General features: G+C 41.8%; 20 protein-coding genes. 19 read left to right on the plus strand and 1 reads right to left on the minus strand.

The annotated features are described in order from the left end of the window. From comGC to gap, 18 genes are all read left to right on the plus strand, one after another. Entirely contained in the window at window positions 1-324 is a 324-nt protein-coding gene (comGC, locus tag DG474_RS00830; RefSeq protein ID WP_255778314.1) for a competence type IV pilus major pilin ComGC, read from the plus strand. Then, a complete protein-coding gene (gene comGD, locus DG474_RS00835; protein WP_255778316.1) occupies window positions 287-721 on the plus strand; it encodes a competence type IV pilus minor pilin ComGD in 435 nt (144 codons plus the stop codon). The genes comGC and comGD overlap by 38 nt, the downstream gene beginning before the upstream one ends. Beyond that, window positions 684-986 (plus strand): competence type IV pilus minor pilin ComGE, encoded by a 303-nt coding sequence (comGE, locus tag DG474_RS00840; RefSeq protein WP_255778318.1) that lies wholly within the window; start codon window positions 684-686, stop codon window positions 984-986. The genes comGD and comGE overlap by 38 nt, the downstream gene beginning before the upstream one ends. Then, entirely contained in the window at window positions 949-1,410 is a 462-nt protein-coding gene (gene comGF / locus DG474_RS00845) for a competence type IV pilus minor pilin ComGF (RefSeq protein WP_255778319.1), read from the plus strand. The genes comGE and comGF overlap by 38 nt, the downstream gene beginning before the upstream one ends. Beyond that, the gene (gene comGG / locus DG474_RS00850; protein ID WP_139658263.1) at window positions 1,388-1,801 is read left to right on the plus strand and encodes a competence type IV pilus minor pilin ComGG; all 414 of its coding nucleotides are present in this window, start codon (window positions 1,388-1,390) and stop codon (window positions 1,799-1,801) included. The genes comGF and comGG overlap by 23 nt, the downstream gene beginning before the upstream one ends. Before the next feature lie 32 nt (window positions 1,802-1,833). Next, window positions 1,834-2,424, plus strand: coding sequence for a class I SAM-dependent methyltransferase (locus DG474_RS00855; protein ID WP_255778320.1), 591 nt, complete (start codon window positions 1,834-1,836; stop codon window positions 2,422-2,424). 58 nt (window positions 2,425-2,482) lie between these two features. Continuing rightward, window positions 2,483-3,436, plus strand: coding sequence for a class I SAM-dependent methyltransferase (locus DG474_RS00860; RefSeq protein ID WP_255778321.1), 954 nt, complete (start codon window positions 2,483-2,485; stop codon window positions 3,434-3,436). A 50-nt stretch (window positions 3,437-3,486) separates the two neighbouring features. After that, entirely contained in the window at window positions 3,487-4,677 is a 1,191-nt protein-coding gene (locus tag DG474_RS00865; protein WP_000167792.1) for an acetate kinase, read from the plus strand. A gap of 149 nt (window positions 4,678-4,826) precedes the next feature. Next, complete coding sequence (gene rnpA / locus DG474_RS00870) at window positions 4,827-5,198, plus strand: ribonuclease P protein component (RefSeq protein WP_000748120.1); 372 nt, start codon at window positions 4,827-4,829, stop codon at window positions 5,196-5,198. Further along, on the plus strand, window positions 5,173-6,000 hold the full coding sequence (locus DG474_RS00875; protein ID WP_185756305.1) for a membrane protein insertase YidC: 828 nt from the start codon (window positions 5,173-5,175) through the stop codon (window positions 5,998-6,000). Before rnpA ends, DG474_RS00875 begins: the two co-directional genes overlap by 26 nt. Before the next feature lie 14 nt (window positions 6,001-6,014). Beyond that, window positions 6,015-7,001, plus strand: a complete 987-nt coding sequence (gene jag, locus DG474_RS00880; protein ID WP_139689549.1) for an RNA-binding cell elongation regulator Jag/EloR — start codon at window positions 6,015-6,017, stop codon at window positions 6,999-7,001. 55 nt (window positions 7,002-7,056) lie between these two features. After that, the gene (locus tag DG474_RS00885; protein ID WP_255778322.1) at window positions 7,057-7,680 is read left to right on the plus strand and encodes a ribonuclease P; all 624 of its coding nucleotides are present in this window, start codon (window positions 7,057-7,059) and stop codon (window positions 7,678-7,680) included. Window positions 7,681-7,797: 117 nt separating this feature from the next. Then, on the plus strand, window positions 7,798-9,774 hold the full coding sequence (tkt, locus tag DG474_RS00890; protein ID WP_000067909.1) for a transketolase: 1,977 nt from the start codon (window positions 7,798-7,800) through the stop codon (window positions 9,772-9,774). Window positions 9,775-9,891: 117 nt separating this feature from the next. Continuing rightward, window positions 9,892-10,212 (plus strand): preprotein translocase subunit YajC, encoded by a 321-nt coding sequence (gene yajC, locus DG474_RS00895; protein ID WP_255778323.1) that lies wholly within the window; start codon window positions 9,892-9,894, stop codon window positions 10,210-10,212. 47 nt (window positions 10,213-10,259) lie between these two features. Continuing rightward, window positions 10,260-10,703, plus strand: a complete 444-nt coding sequence (locus DG474_RS00900) for a low molecular weight protein-tyrosine-phosphatase (RefSeq protein ID WP_255778324.1) — start codon at window positions 10,260-10,262, stop codon at window positions 10,701-10,703. Continuing rightward, window positions 10,690-11,103, plus strand: coding sequence for an MORN repeat-containing protein (locus tag DG474_RS00905; protein ID WP_255778325.1), 414 nt, complete (start codon window positions 10,690-10,692; stop codon window positions 11,101-11,103). The genes DG474_RS00900 and DG474_RS00905 overlap by 14 nt, the downstream gene beginning before the upstream one ends. A 295-nt stretch (window positions 11,104-11,398) precedes the next feature. Beyond that, window positions 11,399-14,050, plus strand: a complete 2,652-nt coding sequence (gene adhE / locus DG474_RS00910) for a bifunctional acetaldehyde-CoA/alcohol dehydrogenase (protein ID WP_061421821.1) — start codon at window positions 11,399-11,401, stop codon at window positions 14,048-14,050. Between the two features lie 318 nt (window positions 14,051-14,368). After that, on the plus strand, window positions 14,369-15,376 hold the full coding sequence (gene gap / locus DG474_RS00915; RefSeq protein ID WP_000260679.1) for a type I glyceraldehyde-3-phosphate dehydrogenase: 1,008 nt from the start codon (window positions 14,369-14,371) through the stop codon (window positions 15,374-15,376). Between the two features lie 67 nt (window positions 15,377-15,443). On the opposite strand, the gene DG474_RS00920 is transcribed toward gap, so the two are convergent. Next, a complete protein-coding gene (locus DG474_RS00920; RefSeq protein WP_255778326.1) occupies window positions 15,444-16,319 on the minus strand; it encodes an RluA family pseudouridine synthase in 876 nt (291 codons plus the stop codon). 86 nt (window positions 16,320-16,405) lie between these two features. On the opposite strand from DG474_RS00920, the gene pbp2a reads away from it, so the two are divergent. Continuing rightward, complete coding sequence (gene pbp2a / locus DG474_RS00925) at window positions 16,406-18,601, plus strand: penicillin-binding protein PBP2A (RefSeq protein ID WP_049478889.1); 2,196 nt, start codon at window positions 16,406-16,408, stop codon at window positions 18,599-18,601. The last annotated feature ends 23 nt before the right edge of the window (window positions 18,602-18,624 follow it).

An 18,624-nucleotide genomic window follows, 5' to 3' on the forward strand; every position in this document is an offset into this window, starting at 1 on the left:
ATGAAAAAACTCATGACAAAATTAAAAAAAGTCAAGGTTCAAGCTTTCACTCTGGTAGAAATGTTAGTCGTTCTTTTAATCATCAGCGTTCTTCTCTTGCTCTTTGTACCCAATTTGACCAAGCAAAAGGATGCCGTCGATGACAAAGGAAAAGCTGCTGTTGTCAAGGTTGTGGAAAGCCAGGCAGAACTCTATCGTTTAGATAAAAATGATGATGCCAGCCTCAGCAAATTACAAGCGGACGGTCGTATCACAGCTGAGCAAGCTAAAGCTTATAAAGACTACCATGCAAAACAAAAAACAAGTCAAACTGTTGCAGATTAAGGCCTTTACTATGCTTGAGAGTCTCTTGGTTTTGGGACTTGTGAGTATCCTTGCCTTGGGCTTGTCCGGTTCTGTTCAGTCCAGTTTTGCAGTGGTGGAAGAGCAGATTTTCTTTATGGAGTTTGAAGAACTCTATCGGGAAACACAAAAACGCAGTGTAGCCAGTCAGCAAAAGACCAGCTTGAACTTAGATGGACAGACGATCAGCAATGGCAATCAAAACTTGACCGTTCCTAAAGGGATTCAGGCACCATCGGGACAAAGCATTATATTTGACCGAGCTGGGGGCAATTCATCCCTGGCTAAGGTTGAATTTCAGACCAGCAAAGGAGCGATTCGTTATCAATTATATCTAGGAAATGGAAAAATTAAACGCATTAAGGAAACAAAAAATTAGGGCAGTGATTTTACTAGAAGCAGTAGTTGCTCTAGCCGTTTTTGCCAGCATTGCAACCCTCCTCTTGGGACAAATTCAGAAAAATAGACAAGAAGAGGCAGAAATCTTGCAAAAAGAGGAAGTCTTGCGTGTGGCGAAGATGGCTCTGCAGACAGGTCAAAATCAGGTAAACATAAACGGAGTGGAGATTCAGGTGTTTTCTAGTGAAAAGGGATTGGAGGTCTACCATGGTTCAGAGAAGTTGCTCAACCTTAAAGAGCAGTAAGGTAAGAGCGTTCACTCTTTTAGAATCTCTGATTGCCCTTATCGTCATTAGCGGAGGCTTGCTCCTCTTTCAAGCTATGAGTCAGCTCCTCATTTCAGAAGTTCGTTACCAGCAGCAAAGCGAGCAAAAGGAGTGGCTCTTGTTTGTGGACCAGCTAGAGACTGAGTTAGAGCGTTCGCAGTTTGAAAAGGTGGAAGCCAATCACCTCTATGTGAAGCAAGATGGCAAGGATATCGCTATGGGCAAGTCCAAATCAGATGATTTTCGGAAAACCGATAGCAGCGGACGGGGCTACCAACCTATGGTTTATGGACTCAAATCAGCACAGATTATAGAAGAAAATCAATTGGTTCGCTTTCGTTTCCAATTTCAAAAGGGCTTAGAAAGGGAGTTCATCTATCGTGTGGAAAAAGCAAAAAGTTAAGGCAGGTGTCCTTTTATATGCAGTCACCATGGCAGCCATCTTTAGTCTATTGCTACAGTTTTATTTGCATCGGCAGGTCGCCCATCACAAAGACTATACCCTAAACAAAGAAAAGTTTGCTGCTTTTGCCATGGCCAAGCGAAGTAAAGATAAGGCTGAGCAAGAAAGTGGGGAACGAGTCTTCAACTTAGGAAAAGTCACGTATCAAAATACGAAAACAGGTTTTGCAACAAGTGTTCGTATGAATAAGGGCAACTATGAATTTCTCTTTCCTCTGATGAAAATCCAAGAAAAGAAAACAGCTAAAAAGGAAGAGGTAGCGACTGATTCAAGCAATCAAGCAGGGAAGAAAAAATCAGAAGAAAAGCCTGAAAAGAAAGCCAATTCCTAGGCAATTCAACTTCTTTGTGTTACACTAAAAGCATGAAACACGATTTTAATCACAAAGCAGAAACCTTTGATTCGCCCAAAAATATCTTTCTTGCAAACTTGGTTTGTCAGGCAGTTGAAAAACAGATTGATTTTCTATCAGACAAGGAAATATTGGATTTCGGTGGTGGGACGGGTCTGGTAGCTTTGCCCCTGGCCAAGCAGGCTAAGTCTGTTACCCTTGTAGACATCTCGGAGAAAATGCTGGAGCAAGCCCGTTTGAAAACAGAAGAGCAAGAAATCAGGAATCTTCAACTTTTGGAGCAGGATTTACTGACAAATCCCTTGGAGCAGCAATTTGACTTAATTGTTGTCAGTCGGGTTCTTCATCATATACCTGATTTAGATGCGACTCTTGCCATGTTTCACCAACACCTTAGAGAGAATGGACAAGTCCTCATTGCTGATTTTGTCAAGACAGATACCAACCATCATGGCTTTGAATTGCCTGAACTGGAAACCAAACTCGACCAGTTTGGTTTTTCGAGCATTGACAGTCAGATCCTCTATAGTGCTGAAGGTCTTTTCCTAGGAAATTACGCAGAGCTCTTTTTAACTGTAGCCCAAAAATCACTCGCTGACTAAAGCAGTGATTTTTTCTCTTCAGATGGAAAAAATAGGGGAATTTTGATAAGATAGGAATATGGATTTTGAAAAAATTGAACAAGCTTATACGTATTTACTAGAGAATATCCAAGTCATCCAAAGTGATTTGGCAACCAACTTTTATGATGTCTTGGTAGAGCAAAATAGTATCTACCTAGATGGCGAGACTGAGCTAGAGCAGGTCAAGGAGAACAATCAAGCCCTTAAGCGCTTAGCGCTTCGCAAGGAAGAGTGGCTCAAGACCTACCAGTTTCTCTTGATGAAGGCAGGACAAACGGAGCCTTTACAGGCCAATCACCAGTTTACACCGGATGCCATTGCTCTCCTCTTGGTACTTATTGTGGAAGAGTTGTTTGGACAAGAGGAAATTAGCATCCTCGAAATGGGTTCTGGTATGGGGATTTTGGGGGCTACTTTCTTGACTTCTCTTGCTAAAAAAGTAGATTACTTGGGAATCGAAGTGGATGATTTGCTAATTGATCTGGCAGCCAGTATGGCAGATGTGATTGGTTTGCAGGCTGGTTTTGTTCAAGGAGACGCCGTTCGTCCGCAAATGCTTAAAGAAAGCGACGTGGTCATCAGCGATTTGCCTGTTGGCTATTACCCAGACGATGCCATCGCTTCGCGCTATCAAGTGTCTTCTAGTCAAGAGCATACCTATGCCCATCATTTGCTGATGGAACAAGGCCTCAAGTACCTTAAGTCAGATGGCTATGCTATTTTTTTAGCTCCGAGTGATTTATTGACCAGCCCTCAAAGTGATTTGTTAAAAGGGTGGCTCAAAGACGAAGTGAGTCTGGCTGCTGTCATCGCTCTGCCAGAGGATATTTTCTCAACTGCAAGCCAAGCTAAAAGTATTTTTGTTTTACAGAAGAAAAGAGATAAGGAAATAGAACCCTTTGTCTACCCTCTTACTAGCTTGCAGGATCCGTCAGTTTTGTTGACCTTTAAAGAAAATTTTCAAAATTGGAGCAAAGGTACTGAAATATAAAAGAGATTTTGTTATAATAGATGAAAACGCTTAAAAAGAGGTATCATCTTATGACAAAAACAATTGCAATCAATGCAGGAAGCTCAAGCTTGAAATGGCAACTTTATCAAATGCCTGAAGAGAAAGTTTTGGCTAAAGGCTTGATTGAACGTATTGGATTGAAAGATTCAATTTCAACAGTAAAATTTGACGGTCGTTCGGAGCAACAAATTCTTGATATCGAAGACCATACACAAGCCGTTAAAATTTTATTGGATGACTTGATTCGTTTTGACATCATTAAAGGGTACGATGAGATTACAGGTGTCGGACACCGCGTCGTTGCAGGTGGTGAATATTTCAAGGAATCAACAGTTGTTGAGGGAGATGTGTTAGAAAAAGTTGAGGAATTGGGGCTCTTGGCTCCTCTTCACAATCCAGCTAACGCAGCTGGAATCCGCGCATTTAAGGAATTGCTTCCAGATATTACCAGTGTTGTCGTATTTGATACCTCATTCCACACAACCATGCCAGAGAAGGCTTATCGCTACCCTCTACCAACTAAATACTACACAGAAAACAAGGTTCGTAAATATGGTGCCCACGGGACAAGTCACCAGTTTGTCGCAGGAGAAGCAGCGAAACTTTTGGGTCGTCCTCTAGAAGACTTGAAATTGATTACCTGCCATATTGGTAACGGGGCTTCTATCACAGCTGTTAAGGGTGGGAAGTCTGTAGATACTTCTATGGGATTCACACCACTTGGCGGTGTGATGATGGGAACTCGTACAGGAGATATTGACCCTGCTATCATCCCTTATCTCATGCAATATACAGAGGACTTTAACACGCCTGAAGATATTAGTCGCGTTCTCAATCGTGAATCAGGCCTTATGGGAGTTTCTGGTCAGTCAAGCGATATGCGTGATGTGATTGCTGCCATGGAAGCAGGAGACCATGATGCGACTTTGGCTTATGAAATGTATGTCGATCGTATCCAAAAACATATCGGTCAATACCTTGCAGTCCTAAATGGAGCAGATGCGATTATCTTCACAGCAGGTATCGGTGAAAATGCAGCTTTGGTTCGTGAGGATGTCATTTCAGGTATCTCTTGGTTTGGTTGTGATGTGGATCCAGAAAAGAACGTCTTTGGCGTAACGGGAGACATCTCAACTGACGCAGCGAAAATCCGTGTCTTGGTTATTCCAACAGATGAAGAATTGGTGATTGCACGCGATGTTGAGCGCTTGAAAAAATAAGTAAATACATGTAAAATTTGATTGTAAAAAGAAGTTGGGAAAGAGATTTTCCAGCTTTTTTTATGTAGAAAATGTCTAAAACCTTGCTGTTATTGGCTTTTTCAAAAAATATGGTATAATAGTAGTAATTTAATAGATGGAGTTGAGTTTTGAAGAAAAGCTTTCGTGTAAAAAGAGAGAAAGATTTTAAGGCGATTTTCAAGGACGGAACAAGTTTTGCCAATCGAAAATTTGTTGTCTACCAATTGGAAAACCAGCAAAACCATTTTCGAGTAGGACTGTCCGTCAGCAAAAAGCTGGGGAATGCAGTTACCAGAAATCAAATCAAGAGACGAATCCGGCACATTCTACAAAGTGTAAAAGGGAGTTTAGTAGAGCATGTTGATTTTGTCGTGATTGCCCGAAAAGGGGTGGAAACCTTGGAATATGCAGAGATGGAGAAAAACCTACTCCACGTATTAAAGTTATCAAAGATTTACCAGGAAGGAAATGGGAGTGAAAAAGAAACTACAGTTGACTAGTTTGTTGGGCTTGTCCTTGTTTATCATGACAGCCTGTGCAACAAATGGTACAGCTAGCGATATAACAGCAGATTCGACAGACTTTTGGAGCAAATTCGTCTATTTTTTTGCTGAAATTATCCGCTTTTTGTCCTTTGACATTAGTATCGGAGTGGGGATTATCCTCTTCACGATTTTGATCCGGACGATTTTATTGCCGGTCTTTCAGACACAGATGGTTGCCTCTAGAAAAATGCAAGAGGCTCAACCACGCATCAAGGCTTTGCGAGAGCAATATCCGGGTCGTGATATGGAAAGTAGAACCAAGCTAGACCAGGAGATGCGTAAGGTTTATAAAGAGTTAGGGATCAAACATTCCTCCTCTCTCTGGCCGATTTTAATACAAATGCCGGTTCTCTTGGCACTCTTTCAAGCCTTGAGTCGAGTAGACTTTTTGAAAACAGGTCACTTTTTATGGATTAATTTGGGAGGAGTAGATACAAGTTTTGTCCTTCCGATTTTGGCGGCAGTCTTTACCTTCTTGAGTAGCTGGTTATCGAATAAAGCTTTGTCTGAAAAAAGTGGAGCTACGACAGGGATGATGTATGGTATGCCCGTATTGATCTTTGTTTTTGCCATCTCCGCCCCAAGTGGTGTAGCCTTGTACTGGGCTGTATCCAATGCTTACCAAGTTCTGCAAACCTATTTCTTGAACAATCCTTTCAAGATCATTGCTGAAAGAGAAGCAGTGGTGCAAGCAGAAAAAGATTTAGAAGGCAAGAAGAGAAGAGCCTTGAAAAAAGCACAGAAAAAGAAAAAATAAGGAGGAATCTGGTAATGGTATTATTTACAGGTTCAACGGTTGAAGAAGCAATCCAAAAAGGATTGAAAGAATTAGACATTCCAAGAATGAAGGCCCACATCAAGGTCGTTTCAAAAGAGAAAAAAGGATTCTTAGGCTTGTTTGGTAAGAAGCCAGCTCAAGTTGATATCGAAGCGATTAGTGAAACGACAGTGATCAAAGCCAATCAGCAGGCCATTAAAGGGGTTCCCAAAGAAGTTAATGAAAAAAATGAACCCGTGAAAACAGTAAGTGAAGCAACTGTTGATTTGGGTCATGTAGTGGAAGCGATTAAGAAGATTGAAGAAGAAGGTCAAGGTGTTTCTGAAGAGGTCAAGGCTGAAATCTTGAAAAATGAAAAGCACGCCAGCACGATTTTGGAAGAAACAGGCCATATTTCAATTTTAAATGAATTGGAACCAGAGGATACTGCCGAGGAAGTGGAATCTGCTCCAGAAAAAGAAACTGAAACGCAGGAAGCAACAAGCCAATCTTTGGAAGATTTAGGCTTGAAAGTAGAACCAAGTTATGACATCGAACAAGTGGCAACTGAAGTAGCTAACTACGTTCAAACCATTGTAGATGATATGGATGTTGAAGGGACGATTTCAAGTGACTACAATCGCCGCACCATCAATCTTCAAATTGACACGAATGAACCAGGCCGTATTATCGGCTATCACGGAAAAGTCTTGAAAGCTCTTCAACTATTGGCGCAAAATTACCTTTATAATCGCTATTCAAGAACCTTCTACATCACAATCAATGTCAATGATTACGTTGAACACCGTGCAGAAGTCTTGCAAACCTACGCTCAAAAATTGGCGACTCGCGTTTTAGAAGAAGGGCGTAGCCAACAAACTGATCCAATGTCAAATAGCGAACGCAAGATTATCCATCGCATTATTTCACGCATGGATGGCGTGACGAGTTACTCTGAAGGTGACGAGCCAAATCGCTATGTTGTCGTAGATGCAGAATAAGCAAAGCAAAATCAGGTTCATCCTGATTTTTTGCTAGGAAAGGAAAGATTCAGATATGCTGAAAGCAGTTAGAGAATACCTATCATTTGCAGGAGTTCAGTACCGTAATCCTGATAAAGCTGGCGATGAAAGAGAAAAGATGTTGGATTTGCGGCAAAAAGGTCAAGAGGCTCGGAAGTCTTTTACAGAACTTGCCAATACCTTTCAAGCTAATCATCCAGAATGGCAACTGCAACAGACTAGTCAGTGGATGAACCAAGCGCAACGCTTGCGGCCGCATTTCTGGGCCTATCTACAGAGAGACGGACAAGTGACAGAACCTATGATGGCTCTTCGTTTGTATGGAACACCTGCTGACTTTGGGATTTCTTTGGAAGTCAGTTTCATCGAGCGCAAGAAAGACGACCAGACCTTAGACAAACAAGCCAAGGTTTTAGAACTTCCAGTGGTAGAAGGAATTTATTATCTAGTCTACTCAAATGGGGAAAGTCATAAGGTGGAGGCTACTGAGGAGAATCGTCGTACTTTACGCGAGAAGGTGAGAAGTCAGGAAGTCCGTAAAGTTTTGGTTAAGGCAGATGTTTCCTTCATTGCAAATCAGTCAGTAGAAGCGATATTGGAGAAGCTAGAAGAGGCTTATGCGCGCTTGCTTCCGTACTATGAAGTGACGAGGGAATAGAAAATCAAATGTGTTAGATGAACGCAAATTGTTTTATTGCTATTCTATGCATTTTTTCATATAATAGTAAAATAGGATGTGTGATTTATTAATCACCTCAAAGAGAAAGGAAATTCTATGTCAAATCTATCTGTTAATGCAATTCGTTTTCTAGGTATTGACGCCATCAACAAAGCAAACTCAGGTCACCCAGGGGTGGTTATGGGGGCTGCTCCTATGGCCTATAGCCTCTTTACAAAGCAACTTCGTATCAATCCAGCTCAACCAAACTGGATCAACCGCGATCGCTTTATTCTTTCAGCAGGACACGGCTCTATGCTCCTCTACGCCCTTCTTCATCTCTCTGGATTTGAAGATGTGAGCATGGAAGAAGTCAAGAACTTCCGCCAATGGGGTTCAAAAACACCAGGTCACCCAGAATTTGGTCATACAGCAGGGGTTGACGCTACAACTGGTCCTCTAGGTCAAGGGATTTCTACTGCTACTGGTTTTGCCCAAGCAGAACGTTTCCTTGCAGCGAAGTATAACCGCGAAGGCTTCAATATCTTTGACCACTATACTTATGTGATCTGTGGAGATGGAGACTTGATGGAAGGTGTCTCAAGTGAGGCGGCTTCATATGCAGGCTTGCAAAAACTTGACAAGTTGGTGGTTCTTTATGATTCAAATGACATTAACTTGGATGGTGAGACAAAGGATTCCTTTACTGAAAGTGTTCGTGATCGCTACAATGCCTACGGCTGGCATACAGCCTTGGTTGAAGATGGAACAGACTTGGAAGCTATCCATGCTGCTATCGAAACAGCTAAAGCTTCAGGCAAGCCATCTTTGATTGAAGTGAAGACTGTTATTGGATACGGTTCTCCAAACAAACAAGGAACTAATGCGGTACACGGTGCTCCTCTTGGAGCAGATGAAACTGCGGCTACTCGCCAAGCTCTTGGTTGGGACTATGAACCATTTGAAATCCCAGCTGAAGTTTACGCTGATTTCAAAGAAAATGTTGCAGATCGTGGCGCATCAGCTTATCAAGCTTGGACTAAATTAGTTGCTGATTATAAAGAAGCTCATCCAGAACTGGCTGCAGAAGTAGAAGCCATCATCGACGGCCGTGATCCAGTTAAAGTGACTCCAGCAGACTTCCCAGCCTTAGAAAATGGATTTTCTCAAGCAACTCGCAACTCAAGTCAAGATGCTTTGAACGTTGTAGCTACTAAATTGCCAACCTTCCTAGGTGGTTCAGCTGACCTTGCTCACTCAAACATGACTTATATTAAGACTGATGGACTTCAAGACGATGCTAATCGCTTGAACCGCAACATTCAGTTTGGTGTTCGTGAATTTGCAATGGGAACGATCTTGAACGGGATGGCCCTTCACGGTGGACTTCGTGTATACGGTGGTACTTTCTTCGTCTTTTCTGACTATGTGAAAGCAGCTGTCCGCTTGTCAGCCTTGCAAGGACTTCCTGTGACTTATGTCTTTACCCACGATTCGATTGCAGTTGGTGAAGATGGTCCAACTCACGAACCAGTTGAACACTTAGCAGGTCTCCGTGCTATGCCAAATCTCAATGTTTTCCGCCCAGCAGATGCGCGTGAAACTCAAGCGGCTTGGTACCTTGCCGTGACAAGCGAAAAAACACCAACTGCCCTTGTCTTGACACGTCAAAACTTGACTGTCGAAGAAGGAACAGACTTTGACAAAGTTGCGAAAGGTGCCTATGTTGTCTATGAAAATGCAGCAGACTTTGATACAATCTTGATTGCAACAGGTTCAGAGGTGAATTTGGCGGTCGCAGCTGCCAAAGAATTGGCTAGCCAAGGTGCAAAAGTCCGTGTAGTCAGCATGCCATCAACAGATGTCTTTGACGCACAAGATGCAGCTTACAAGGAAGAAATCCTTCCAAATGCAGTTCGCCGTCGTGTTGCAGTTGAAATGGGTGCAACTCAAAACTGGTACAAGTATGTTGGTCTTGATGGTGCAGTTCTCGGTATTGATACCTTTGGAGCATCTGCCCCAGCACCAAAAGTATTGGCAGAGTACGGATTTACAGTTGAAAATCTAGTCAAAGTCGTTCAAAACTTGAAATAATCACAAAAATCAGAGTGAAAACTCTGATTTTTTATAACCATAAAAACAAGGCACAATCTTGTAAAAGTAGCTGAAATTTGATATAGTAGTCCTATGTAAAATACAAAGGAGAAAACAATGGATCCAAATATTACTTTTTTAATCATGCTTGTAGGTATGTTTGCCTTGATGTTCTTTATGCAACGTTCTCAAAAGAAACAAGCTCAAAAGCGTATGGAAAGCTTGAACAAGCTTCAAAAAGGCTATGAAGTGATCACAATCGGTGGACTCTACGGAACAGTGGATGAAGTCGATACTGAGAAACAAACAATCGTACTAGACGTAGATGGTGTTTATTTGACTTTTGAATTAGCTGCTATCAAGACAGTGTTGCCACTCAAAGAAGCTGTGACACCAGAAGGAACAGTTATCGACGAAAGTGGAGCAATTGAAGAATAAAACGGGACCTGTCACTCCCGTTTTTCTATGAGATGAGAGGAAAAGGGATGAAAAAAATAGTATTTGTTTGCTTAGGAAATATTTGCCGAAGTCCCATGGCAGAGTTTGTGATGAAGTCCATGACGAGCGATTACCACATCGAGAGTCGGGCGACGTCATCATGGGAACATGGCAATCCGATTCATAAGGGAACGCAAGGAATTTTCCAGCAATATCAGATCCCGTATGACAAAGATAAAACATCGCTTCAGATTGGCAGGGAAGACTTTGAATCGTTTGATTACATTATCGGTATGGATGCTTCAAACCTTTCAGATCTGCGTCACATGTGTCCTCAGGAACTACAGTACAAGATCTACTCTTTTGCGGCTGAAAATGTCCCAGATCCTTGGTATACAGGAGATTTTGAGGAAACCTATGCTCGTATCACAAGTGGATGTCAAAGCTGGTTAGACCGTTTAGAAAATGAGAGTGACAATGGAAAAGTTTAAAGAAATTTTTGAAAAATATCGAGTATATCTAACTCGCCCGCGTATAGAGATTGCAACCGTTCTTCTAATCGCTATCTGCGCCGTATCAGTTTTTCTACTAAACACTCCTAAAAAGGGTGTCCTGACACTTGATGGTGGAGCTCTTGTTTATGATGGCACCTTGGTACGAGGGAAAATGAATGGTCAAGGAACCTTGACCTTTGAAAATGGAGACCAATATACAGGTGATTTCAATAATGGAGCCTTTAATGGAAAAGGGACTTTCCAATCAAAAGATGGCTGGAAATACGAAGGTGATTTTGTAAATGGCCAGGCTGAAGGTCAAGGGAAGTTGACGACAGAGCAAGAAGTTGTTTATGAAGGGACCTTTAAACAAGGCGTTTTTCAGCAAAAACAGTAGTCTCCAAGTTAGGAGACTATTTTTCAAAATCATAAAGAAAACGCTTTCTTTGCTTAAATTCGATAAATAACCATCAACTAGAAAAACTTTGTGAAATAAAAAAATTTTCTCCATAATTTCACAATCGTCCAGACAAAACTCTATTGTATAGATATATTGAGAAAAAAATCACAATCTCAGAAAAATTCTTTGTGAAATGCTTATGAAACTGTTTACAAAGCATAAAAAAAGAGTTATAATAAACTTGTGAAAAAATTAACAAAGGATAACATCCTTAAAGGCTATGGAGGATAATATGGCTGATAAAAAAACAGTAACACCAGAGGAAAAACAACTTGCTGCTGAAAAGCATGTCGATGGTCTCGTGAAAAAAGCCTTGGTTGCGCTTGATGAAATGCGCAAGTTGAACCAAGAGCAAGTTGACTATATCGTGGCAAAAGCTTCGGTTGCAGCACTTGACGCACATGGTATCCTTGCACAACACGCAGTTGAAGAAACTGGTCGTGGGGTATTTGAAGACAAGGCAACAAAAAACCTATTTGCCTGTGAGCACGTAGTGAACAATATGCGTGGAGTTAAAACAGTTGGAGTTATCGAAGATGATCCAATTACAGGTTTGACAAAGATTGCGGAGCCTGTCGGTGTAATCTGTGGTGTCACTCCGACAACAAACCCAACTTCAACAGCGATTTTCAAATCATTGATTGCTTTGAAAACACGTAACCCAATCGTTTTTGCTTTCCATCCATCAGCTCAAGAATCATCAGCACACGCAGCACAAATCGTTCGCGATGCAGCGATTGCAGCCGGTGCTCCTGAAAACTGTGTGCAATGGATTACAAAGCCATCTATGGAAGCAACTGGAGCGCTAATGAACCACGAAGGTGTTGCAACTATTCTTGCAACTGGTGGGAATGCTATGGTTAAAGCTGCATACTCATGTGGAAAACCAGCTCTTGGGGTAGGTGCCGGAAACGTTCCTGCCTATGTAGAAAAATCTGCTGACCTTCGTCAAGCTGCTCATGACATCGTTATGTCTAAATCATTTGATAATGGGATGGTCTGTGCATCAGAACAAGCGGTTATCATTGATAAAGAAGTGTATGATGAATTTGTAGAAGAATTCAAATCATATCACACTTACTTTGTAAACAAGAAAGAAAAAGCCCTTCTTGAAGAATTCTGTTTCGGTGTGAAAGCAAACAGCAAAAACTGTGCTGGTGCTAAACTAAATGCAAACATTGTTGGTAAACCAGCAGCATGGATTGCAGAACAAGCAGGATTTAGTGTTCCAGAAGGAACAAACATCTTGGCTGCAGAATGTGCAGAAGTAGGACCGAAAGAACCATTGACTCGTGAAAAATTGTCACCAGTTATCGCTGTCCTAAAAGCTGAAGATACAGAAGACGGTCTTACAAAAGCTCGTCAAATGGTTGAGTTTAACGGACTTGGTCACTCAGCAGCCATCCATACAAAAGACGAAGCTCTCGCTAAACGCTTTGGTACAGAAATCAAAGCAATGCGTATTATCTGGAACTCTCCATCTACTTTCGGTGGTATCGGTGACGTATACAATGCCTTCATTCCATCATTGACACTTGGATGTGGTTCATATGGACACAACTCAGTCGGTGATAACGTAAGTGCGATCAACCTTCTAAACATCAAGAAAGTAGGGAAACGTAGAAATAATATGCAATGGTTTAAAGTTCCTTCAAAAATTTACTTCGAACGCAATTCTATCCAATACCTTCAAACATGTGAAGATATTGAACGCGTTATGATTGTTACAGACAAATCTATCGAAAAACTTGGCTTTGTTCAACGTGTTATCGATCAATTGAACGCACGTAGCAACCGTGTAACTATTCAAGTCTTCTCAGATGTTGAACCAGATCCAGACATCACAACTGTAGAACGTGGTGCTGAAGTGATGAAAGCATTTGAACCAGATACAATTATCGCTCTTGGTGGTGGTTCTCCAATGGACGCGGCCAAAGTAATGTGGCTCTTCTACGAACAACCAGAAATCGACTTCCGTGACTTGGTTCAAAAATTCATGGACATCCGTAAACGTGCCTTCCGCTTCCCATCACTTGGTAAGAAAGCGAAATACATCGGTATTCCAACAACTTCAGGTACAGGTTCAGAAGTAACACCATTTGCCGTTATCTCTGATAAGAAAAACAACCGCAAATACCCATTGGCTGACTACTCATTGACACCAACTATTGCCATTGTTGACCCTGCTTTGGTTGAATCAGTTCCAGACTTCATCGCTGCTGATACAGGTATGGACGTCTTGACTCACGCGACTGAAGCCTACACTTCAAACTTTGCTAACGACTACACAGACGGTATTGCGCTTCAAACAATCAAACTTGTCTTTGAATGGTTGGAAAAATCTGTTAAGACAGCTGACCCAGAAGCACGTGAAAAAATGCATAATGCGTCTACAATGGCTGGTATGGCCTTCGCCAATGCCTTCCTTGGTATGAGCCACTCAATGGCCCACAAGATTGGTGGTGTTCACCATACTGTTCACGGACGTACAAATGCAATCTTGCTTCCATACGTTATCCGTTACAACGGTACTCGCCCATCTAAGACAACTACATGGCCTAAGTACAACTACTGGAAAGCTGATGAGAAATTCCAAGACATCGCGAAAATGCTTGGCTTGCCTCACTCAACTCCAGAAGAAGCGGTTGAAGCGTATGCCAAAGCAGTTTACGATCTTGGTGAAGCAGTTGGAATCACAATGAACTTCAAAGGCTTTGGAATCGATGAAAAAGCTTGGAAAGACAGCTTGCATGAAATTGCCTTGCTTGCTTATGAAGACCAATGTTCACCTGCTAACCCACGCTTGCCAATGGTAGCTGACATGGAAGAAATCATGGCAGATGCTTACTATGGTTATGCAGAACGACCAGGACGTCGCAAATAATCGTTTATCAGCCTAGAGACAGGAGTGATCCTGTCTCTTTTTTGTAAACTCTGAAAGAGTTGAAATTGTAGTTTCACCTTGATAATGAAGAGAATATGCAGATATTATAAAAATTCTAGAGATATGCTTTGAGAATAAAAGAATGGATGAATAAAAAGGGGGAGAAAAAGTAGAAAAGCAGGAGAGAAAATCAACGCCCGTACTTGCAATTAAACTCAAATAGTTATATAATAGTTTTGTTGAAAGGTGATTTGTAGTGATTCAAGTTACTCTTTTCACAATAAAATTTTCATGATTTTCATAAGGAGGAAATCACTAATGGTAGTTAAAGTTGGTATTAACGGTTTCGGACGTATCGGTCGTCTTGCTTTCCGCCGTATCCAAAACGTAGAAGGTGTTGAAGTTACTCGCATCAACGACCTTACAGATCCAGTTATGCTTGCACACTTGTTGAAATACGACACAACTCAAGGTCGTTTCGACGGTACTGTAGAAGTTAAAGAAGGTGGATTCGAAGTTAACGGTAAATTCGTTAAAGTTTCTGCTGAACGTGATCCAGAACAAATCGACTGGGCTACTGACGGTGTAGAAATCGTTCTTGAAGCAACTGGTTTCTTTGCTAAGAAAGATGCAGCTGAAAAACACCTTAAAGGTGGAGCTAAGAAAGTTGTTATCACTGCTCCTGGTGGAAACGATGTTAAAACAATCGTATTCAACACTAACCACGACGTTCTTGACGGTACTGAAACAGTTATCTCAGGTGCTTCATGTACTACAAACTGCTTGGCTCCAATGGCTAAAGCTCTTCAAGACAACTTCGGTGTTGTAGAAGGATTGATGACTACTATCCACGCTTACACTGGTGACCAAATGATCCTTGACGGACCACACCGTGGTGGTGACCTTCGCCGTGCTCGCGCTGGTGCTGCAAACATCGTTCCTAACTCAACTGGTGCTGCTAAAGCTATCGGTCTTGTAATCCCAGAATTGAACGGTAAACTTGACGGATCTGCACAACGTGTTCCAACTCCAACTGGATCAGTTACTGAATTGGTAGCAGTTCTTGAAAAGAACGTTACTGTTGATGAAGTGAACGCAGCTATGAAAGCAGCTTCAAACGAATCATACGGTTACACAGAAGATCCAATCGTATCTTCAGATATCGTAGGTATGTCTTACGGTTCATTGTTTGACGCAACTCAAACTAAAGTTCTTGACGTTGACGGTAAACAATTGGTTAAAGTTGTATCATGGTACGACAACGAAATGTCATACACTGCACAACTTGTACGTACTCTTGAATACTTTGCAAAAATCGCTAAATAATTCTTGAGTCGATAAAAGCAAGGCCTTCTGGTCTTGCTTTTATTATATAGAAAAATGGATGATGCTATCATCCATTTTGTTTTAATTCGGTTTCGAAAGTATCTGAGAGGGCAGTAAAACTCAATTGTTCTAAGGTGAGTGGATGAGTAAAGGAAAGTCGGAAGGCATGGAGCATGAGCCTGCTTACTTTTGAACTAGAGTTATAGAGAGGATCGCCCAGAATAGGGTGCTTATGATGAGAGAGGTGAATACGGATTTGATGTGTTCGACCGGTCTTTAGTTTGCAACGGACAAGGGTAGTCTTGTTTGGAAATTGCTTTAATCGACTGATATGTGTTTCAGCATATTGTCCATTTTTGGCATCGACTATTCTTTTTCTACGATCGTGTCGATCACGACCAATTTTATCTCGAAAGACAAGTTCTTTACTTTCTACTCGCCCTTCTATAAGTGCCCAGTACTCACGAGCGATTTCCTTTTTCTCCAACAAACGATTGAGGATGGGTAAGATAAAAGGATTTTTAGCAAAAAGCACTAAACCACTTGTTTCCATATCCAGACGATGAACGACATAACAGGTTTGGCCAACGTAGGCAGAGACATGGTTGAGAAGGGCAATTTCACCAGGTTGATTTCCGTGAGTTTTCATTCCCTCTGGCTTGTTGACGATAATGAGATGTTGGTCTTGATAAACCTCTTGAACGAGGTCTGGGTTGCCCCAAAGGATTTCTTTTTTGGGATAATCTTCCTCGTCAAAAGTCAACTGGCAAATGTCCCCTGGCTTGACCATCTCGTTCCAGTGCACTTCTTCGTGGTTAATTAAGATGTTCTTCTTGATTCTCAAAAAATGGCGGATTTTTCTAGGGATGAGGAGTTGTTCCTCTAGAAATTGTTTGACCGTCATTTGAGGTAAGGATTCGGGTAATGTAAATGTGAATTGCATACAGATATTGTAACAAAAAAAGCCCTATTTGGATAGGGAATAGCTAAATTCTTGAGTTCCTATGGTGAAGATGATAAAATAAACGCATGAAATTAGATAAATTATTTGAGAAGTTTCTTTCTCTCTTTAAAAAAGAAACGAGTGAATCAGCAGAGTCTGATTCTACTAGTATGCGTCGTTCTCGGAGCGATAGAAAAAAACTAGGCCATGTAGGTCCGATTCGGAAATTTTGGCGTCGTTACCATCTGACAAAAATCGTCATCATTTTAGGGTTAAGTGCAGGTTTGCTAGTAGGAACCTACCTATTTGCCATAGCCAAATCTACCAATGTTAATGATTTGCAAAATGCCTTGAAAACACGAACTCTGATTTTTGACCGCGAAGAAAAAGAGGCAGGCGCCCTATCAGGTCAAAAGGGAACCTATGTTGAACTGACAGATATCAGTAAAGACTTGCAGAATGCTGTCGTCGCGACAGAGGACCGTTCCTTTTATAAAAATGATGGGATTAACTACGGTCGTTTCTTTCTAGCCATCCTTACAGCGGGTCGTTCTGGAGGGGGGTCTACCATCACTCAACAGTTGGCGAAAAATGCCTATCTTTCTCAGGACCAAACCGTTGAACGGAAGGCCAAGGAGTTTTTCCTTGCCTTAGAGTTGACAAAGAAATACAGCAAGGAGCAAATCCTTACTATGTACCTCAATAACGCCTACTTTGGAAATGGGGTATGGGGTGTTGAAGATGCAAGTAAGAAATATTTCGGTGTATCAGCTTCACAGCTAACGCTTGATCAGGCGGCCACTCTAGCAGGGATGCTCAAGGGACCAGAATTGTATAATCCATTAAATTCTGTTGAAACTTCGACCAACCGTAGGGATACTGTATTACAAAATATGGTTGCAGCGGGCTATATTGATAAAAATCAAGAGACCGAAGCGGCTGGAGTAGATATGGCTTCTCAACTGCAAGATAAGTATGAAGGCAAAGTTTCGGATTATCGTTACCCGTCCTATTTTGATGCAGTTGTCAACGAAGCGGTTTCCAAGTACAATCTCACAGAAGAAGAGATTGTCAACAACGGCTATCGAATCTACACAGAGCTTGACCAAAACTACCAAGCAAACATGCAGGTTATTTATGAAAACACTTCGCTATTTCCAACAGCAGAAGACGGAACGCATGCAGAATCGGGTAGTGTCGCTCTAGAACCCAAGACTGGTGGAGTGCGTGGAGTTGTTGGTCGTGTAGCTGGTGATGACAAACCAGGCTTCCGCAATTTTAACTATGCCACTCAGTCTAAGCGTAGCCCAGGCTCAACCATTAAACCTTTAGTTGTTTATACACCCGCAGTAGAAGCAGGATGGGCCTTGAACAAGCAACTGGATAATCATACGATGCAGTACAACAGTTATCAAGTAGACAACTATGCGGGCATTAAGACATCTCCAGAAGTGCCTATGTATCAGGCCTTGGCGGAATCACTCAACCTACCGGCAGTTGCGACTGTAAATGAATTAGGTATTGACAAAGCTTTTGACGCTGGGGAGAGATTTGGCCTGAATATGGAAAAAGTTGACCGAGTTCTTGGAGTTGCTCTTGGTGGAGGTGTGGAGACGAATCCTCTCCAGATGGCGCAAGCCTATGCAGCCTTTGCCAATGGAGGTCTAATGCCTGAAGCTCATTTCATCACTCGTATTGAGAATGCCAGCGGTCAGGTCATAAAGAGTCATAAAAATTCCCAAAAACGAGTGATTGATAAGTCGGTAGCTGATAAAATGACCAGTATGATGCTAGGAACATTTACCAATGGTACAGGAATTAGTTCGTCACCAGCGGATTACGTTATGGCTGGTAAAACAGGTACGACTGAAGCTGTTTTCAACCCAGAATATACCAGTGACCAGTGGGTGATTGGCTATACTCCAGATGTTGTAATCAGCCACTGGCTCGGTTTCCCAACAACAGATGAGAGTCATTATCTAGCAGGTTCGACCTCAAATGGAGCAGCCCATGTCTTTAGAAGTATGGCTAATACCATTTTGCCCTACACTCCAGGTAGCACTTTTACAGTTGAGAATGCTTATAAACAAAATGGGATTGAACCAGAAAATACGAAAAAGCAGGCCGTTGAAAATGAGACAAACCAGTCTGAGGATCCGATAGGAGATATTCGTAGTCGTGCTCAAAATCTTGTAGATGAAGCAGGTCGGGCGATTTCAGAAGCCAAGATAAAAGAAAAAGCCCAGACAATATGGGACTCAATCCTTAATCTATTTCGTTAAGAGGCTTGTCAAAGCCTAGGTTT

The sequence above is a fragment of the Streptococcus oralis genome, assembly GCF_024399415.1.
Lineage (GTDB): Bacteria > Bacillota > Bacilli > Lactobacillales > Streptococcaceae > Streptococcus > Streptococcus oralis_CS.

What these genes read in the sequence shown, in the direction of transcription:
- comGD (WP_255778316.1), top strand. Translation starts at nt 287, where the DNA reads ATGCAAAACAAAAAACAAGTCAAACTGTTGCAGATTAAGGCCTTTACT.
- comGE (WP_255778318.1), top strand. Translation starts at nt 684, where the DNA reads ATGGAAAAATTAAACGCATTAAGGAAACAAAAAATTAGGGCAGTGATT.
- comGF (WP_255778319.1), top strand. Translation starts at nt 949, where the DNA reads ATGGTTCAGAGAAGTTGCTCAACCTTAAAGAGCAGTAAGGTAAGAGCG.
- tkt (WP_000067909.1), top strand. Translation starts at nt 7,798, where the DNA reads ATGTCAAATCTATCTGTTAATGCAATTCGTTTTCTAGGTATTGACGCC.
- DG474_RS00865 (WP_000167792.1), top strand. Translation starts at nt 3,487, where the DNA reads ATGACAAAAACAATTGCAATCAATGCAGGAAGCTCAAGCTTGAAATGG.
- adhE (WP_061421821.1), top strand. Translation starts at nt 11,399, where the DNA reads ATGGCTGATAAAAAAACAGTAACACCAGAGGAAAAACAACTTGCTGCT.
- DG474_RS00855 (WP_255778320.1), top strand. Translation starts at nt 1,834, where the DNA reads ATGAAACACGATTTTAATCACAAAGCAGAAACCTTTGATTCGCCCAAA.
- yajC (WP_255778323.1), top strand. Translation starts at nt 9,892, where the DNA reads ATGGATCCAAATATTACTTTTTTAATCATGCTTGTAGGTATGTTTGCC.
- DG474_RS00905 (WP_255778325.1), top strand. Translation starts at nt 10,690, where the DNA reads ATGGAAAAGTTTAAAGAAATTTTTGAAAAATATCGAGTATATCTAACT.
- DG474_RS00920 (WP_255778326.1), bottom strand. Translation starts at nt 16,319, where the DNA reads ATGCAATTCACATTTACATTACCCGAATCCTTACCTCAAATGACGGTC.
- pbp2a (WP_049478889.1), top strand. Translation starts at nt 16,406, where the DNA reads ATGAAATTAGATAAATTATTTGAGAAGTTTCTTTCTCTCTTTAAAAAA.
- jag (WP_139689549.1), top strand. Translation starts at nt 6,015, where the DNA reads ATGGTATTATTTACAGGTTCAACGGTTGAAGAAGCAATCCAAAAAGGA.
- DG474_RS00900 (WP_255778324.1), top strand. Translation starts at nt 10,260, where the DNA reads ATGAAAAAAATAGTATTTGTTTGCTTAGGAAATATTTGCCGAAGTCCC.
- DG474_RS00885 (WP_255778322.1), top strand. Translation starts at nt 7,057, where the DNA reads ATGCTGAAAGCAGTTAGAGAATACCTATCATTTGCAGGAGTTCAGTAC.
- gap (WP_000260679.1), top strand. Translation starts at nt 14,369, where the DNA reads ATGGTAGTTAAAGTTGGTATTAACGGTTTCGGACGTATCGGTCGTCTT.
- comGC (WP_255778314.1), top strand. Translation starts at nt 1, where the DNA reads ATGAAAAAACTCATGACAAAATTAAAAAAAGTCAAGGTTCAAGCTTTC.
- DG474_RS00860 (WP_255778321.1), top strand. Translation starts at nt 2,483, where the DNA reads ATGGATTTTGAAAAAATTGAACAAGCTTATACGTATTTACTAGAGAAT.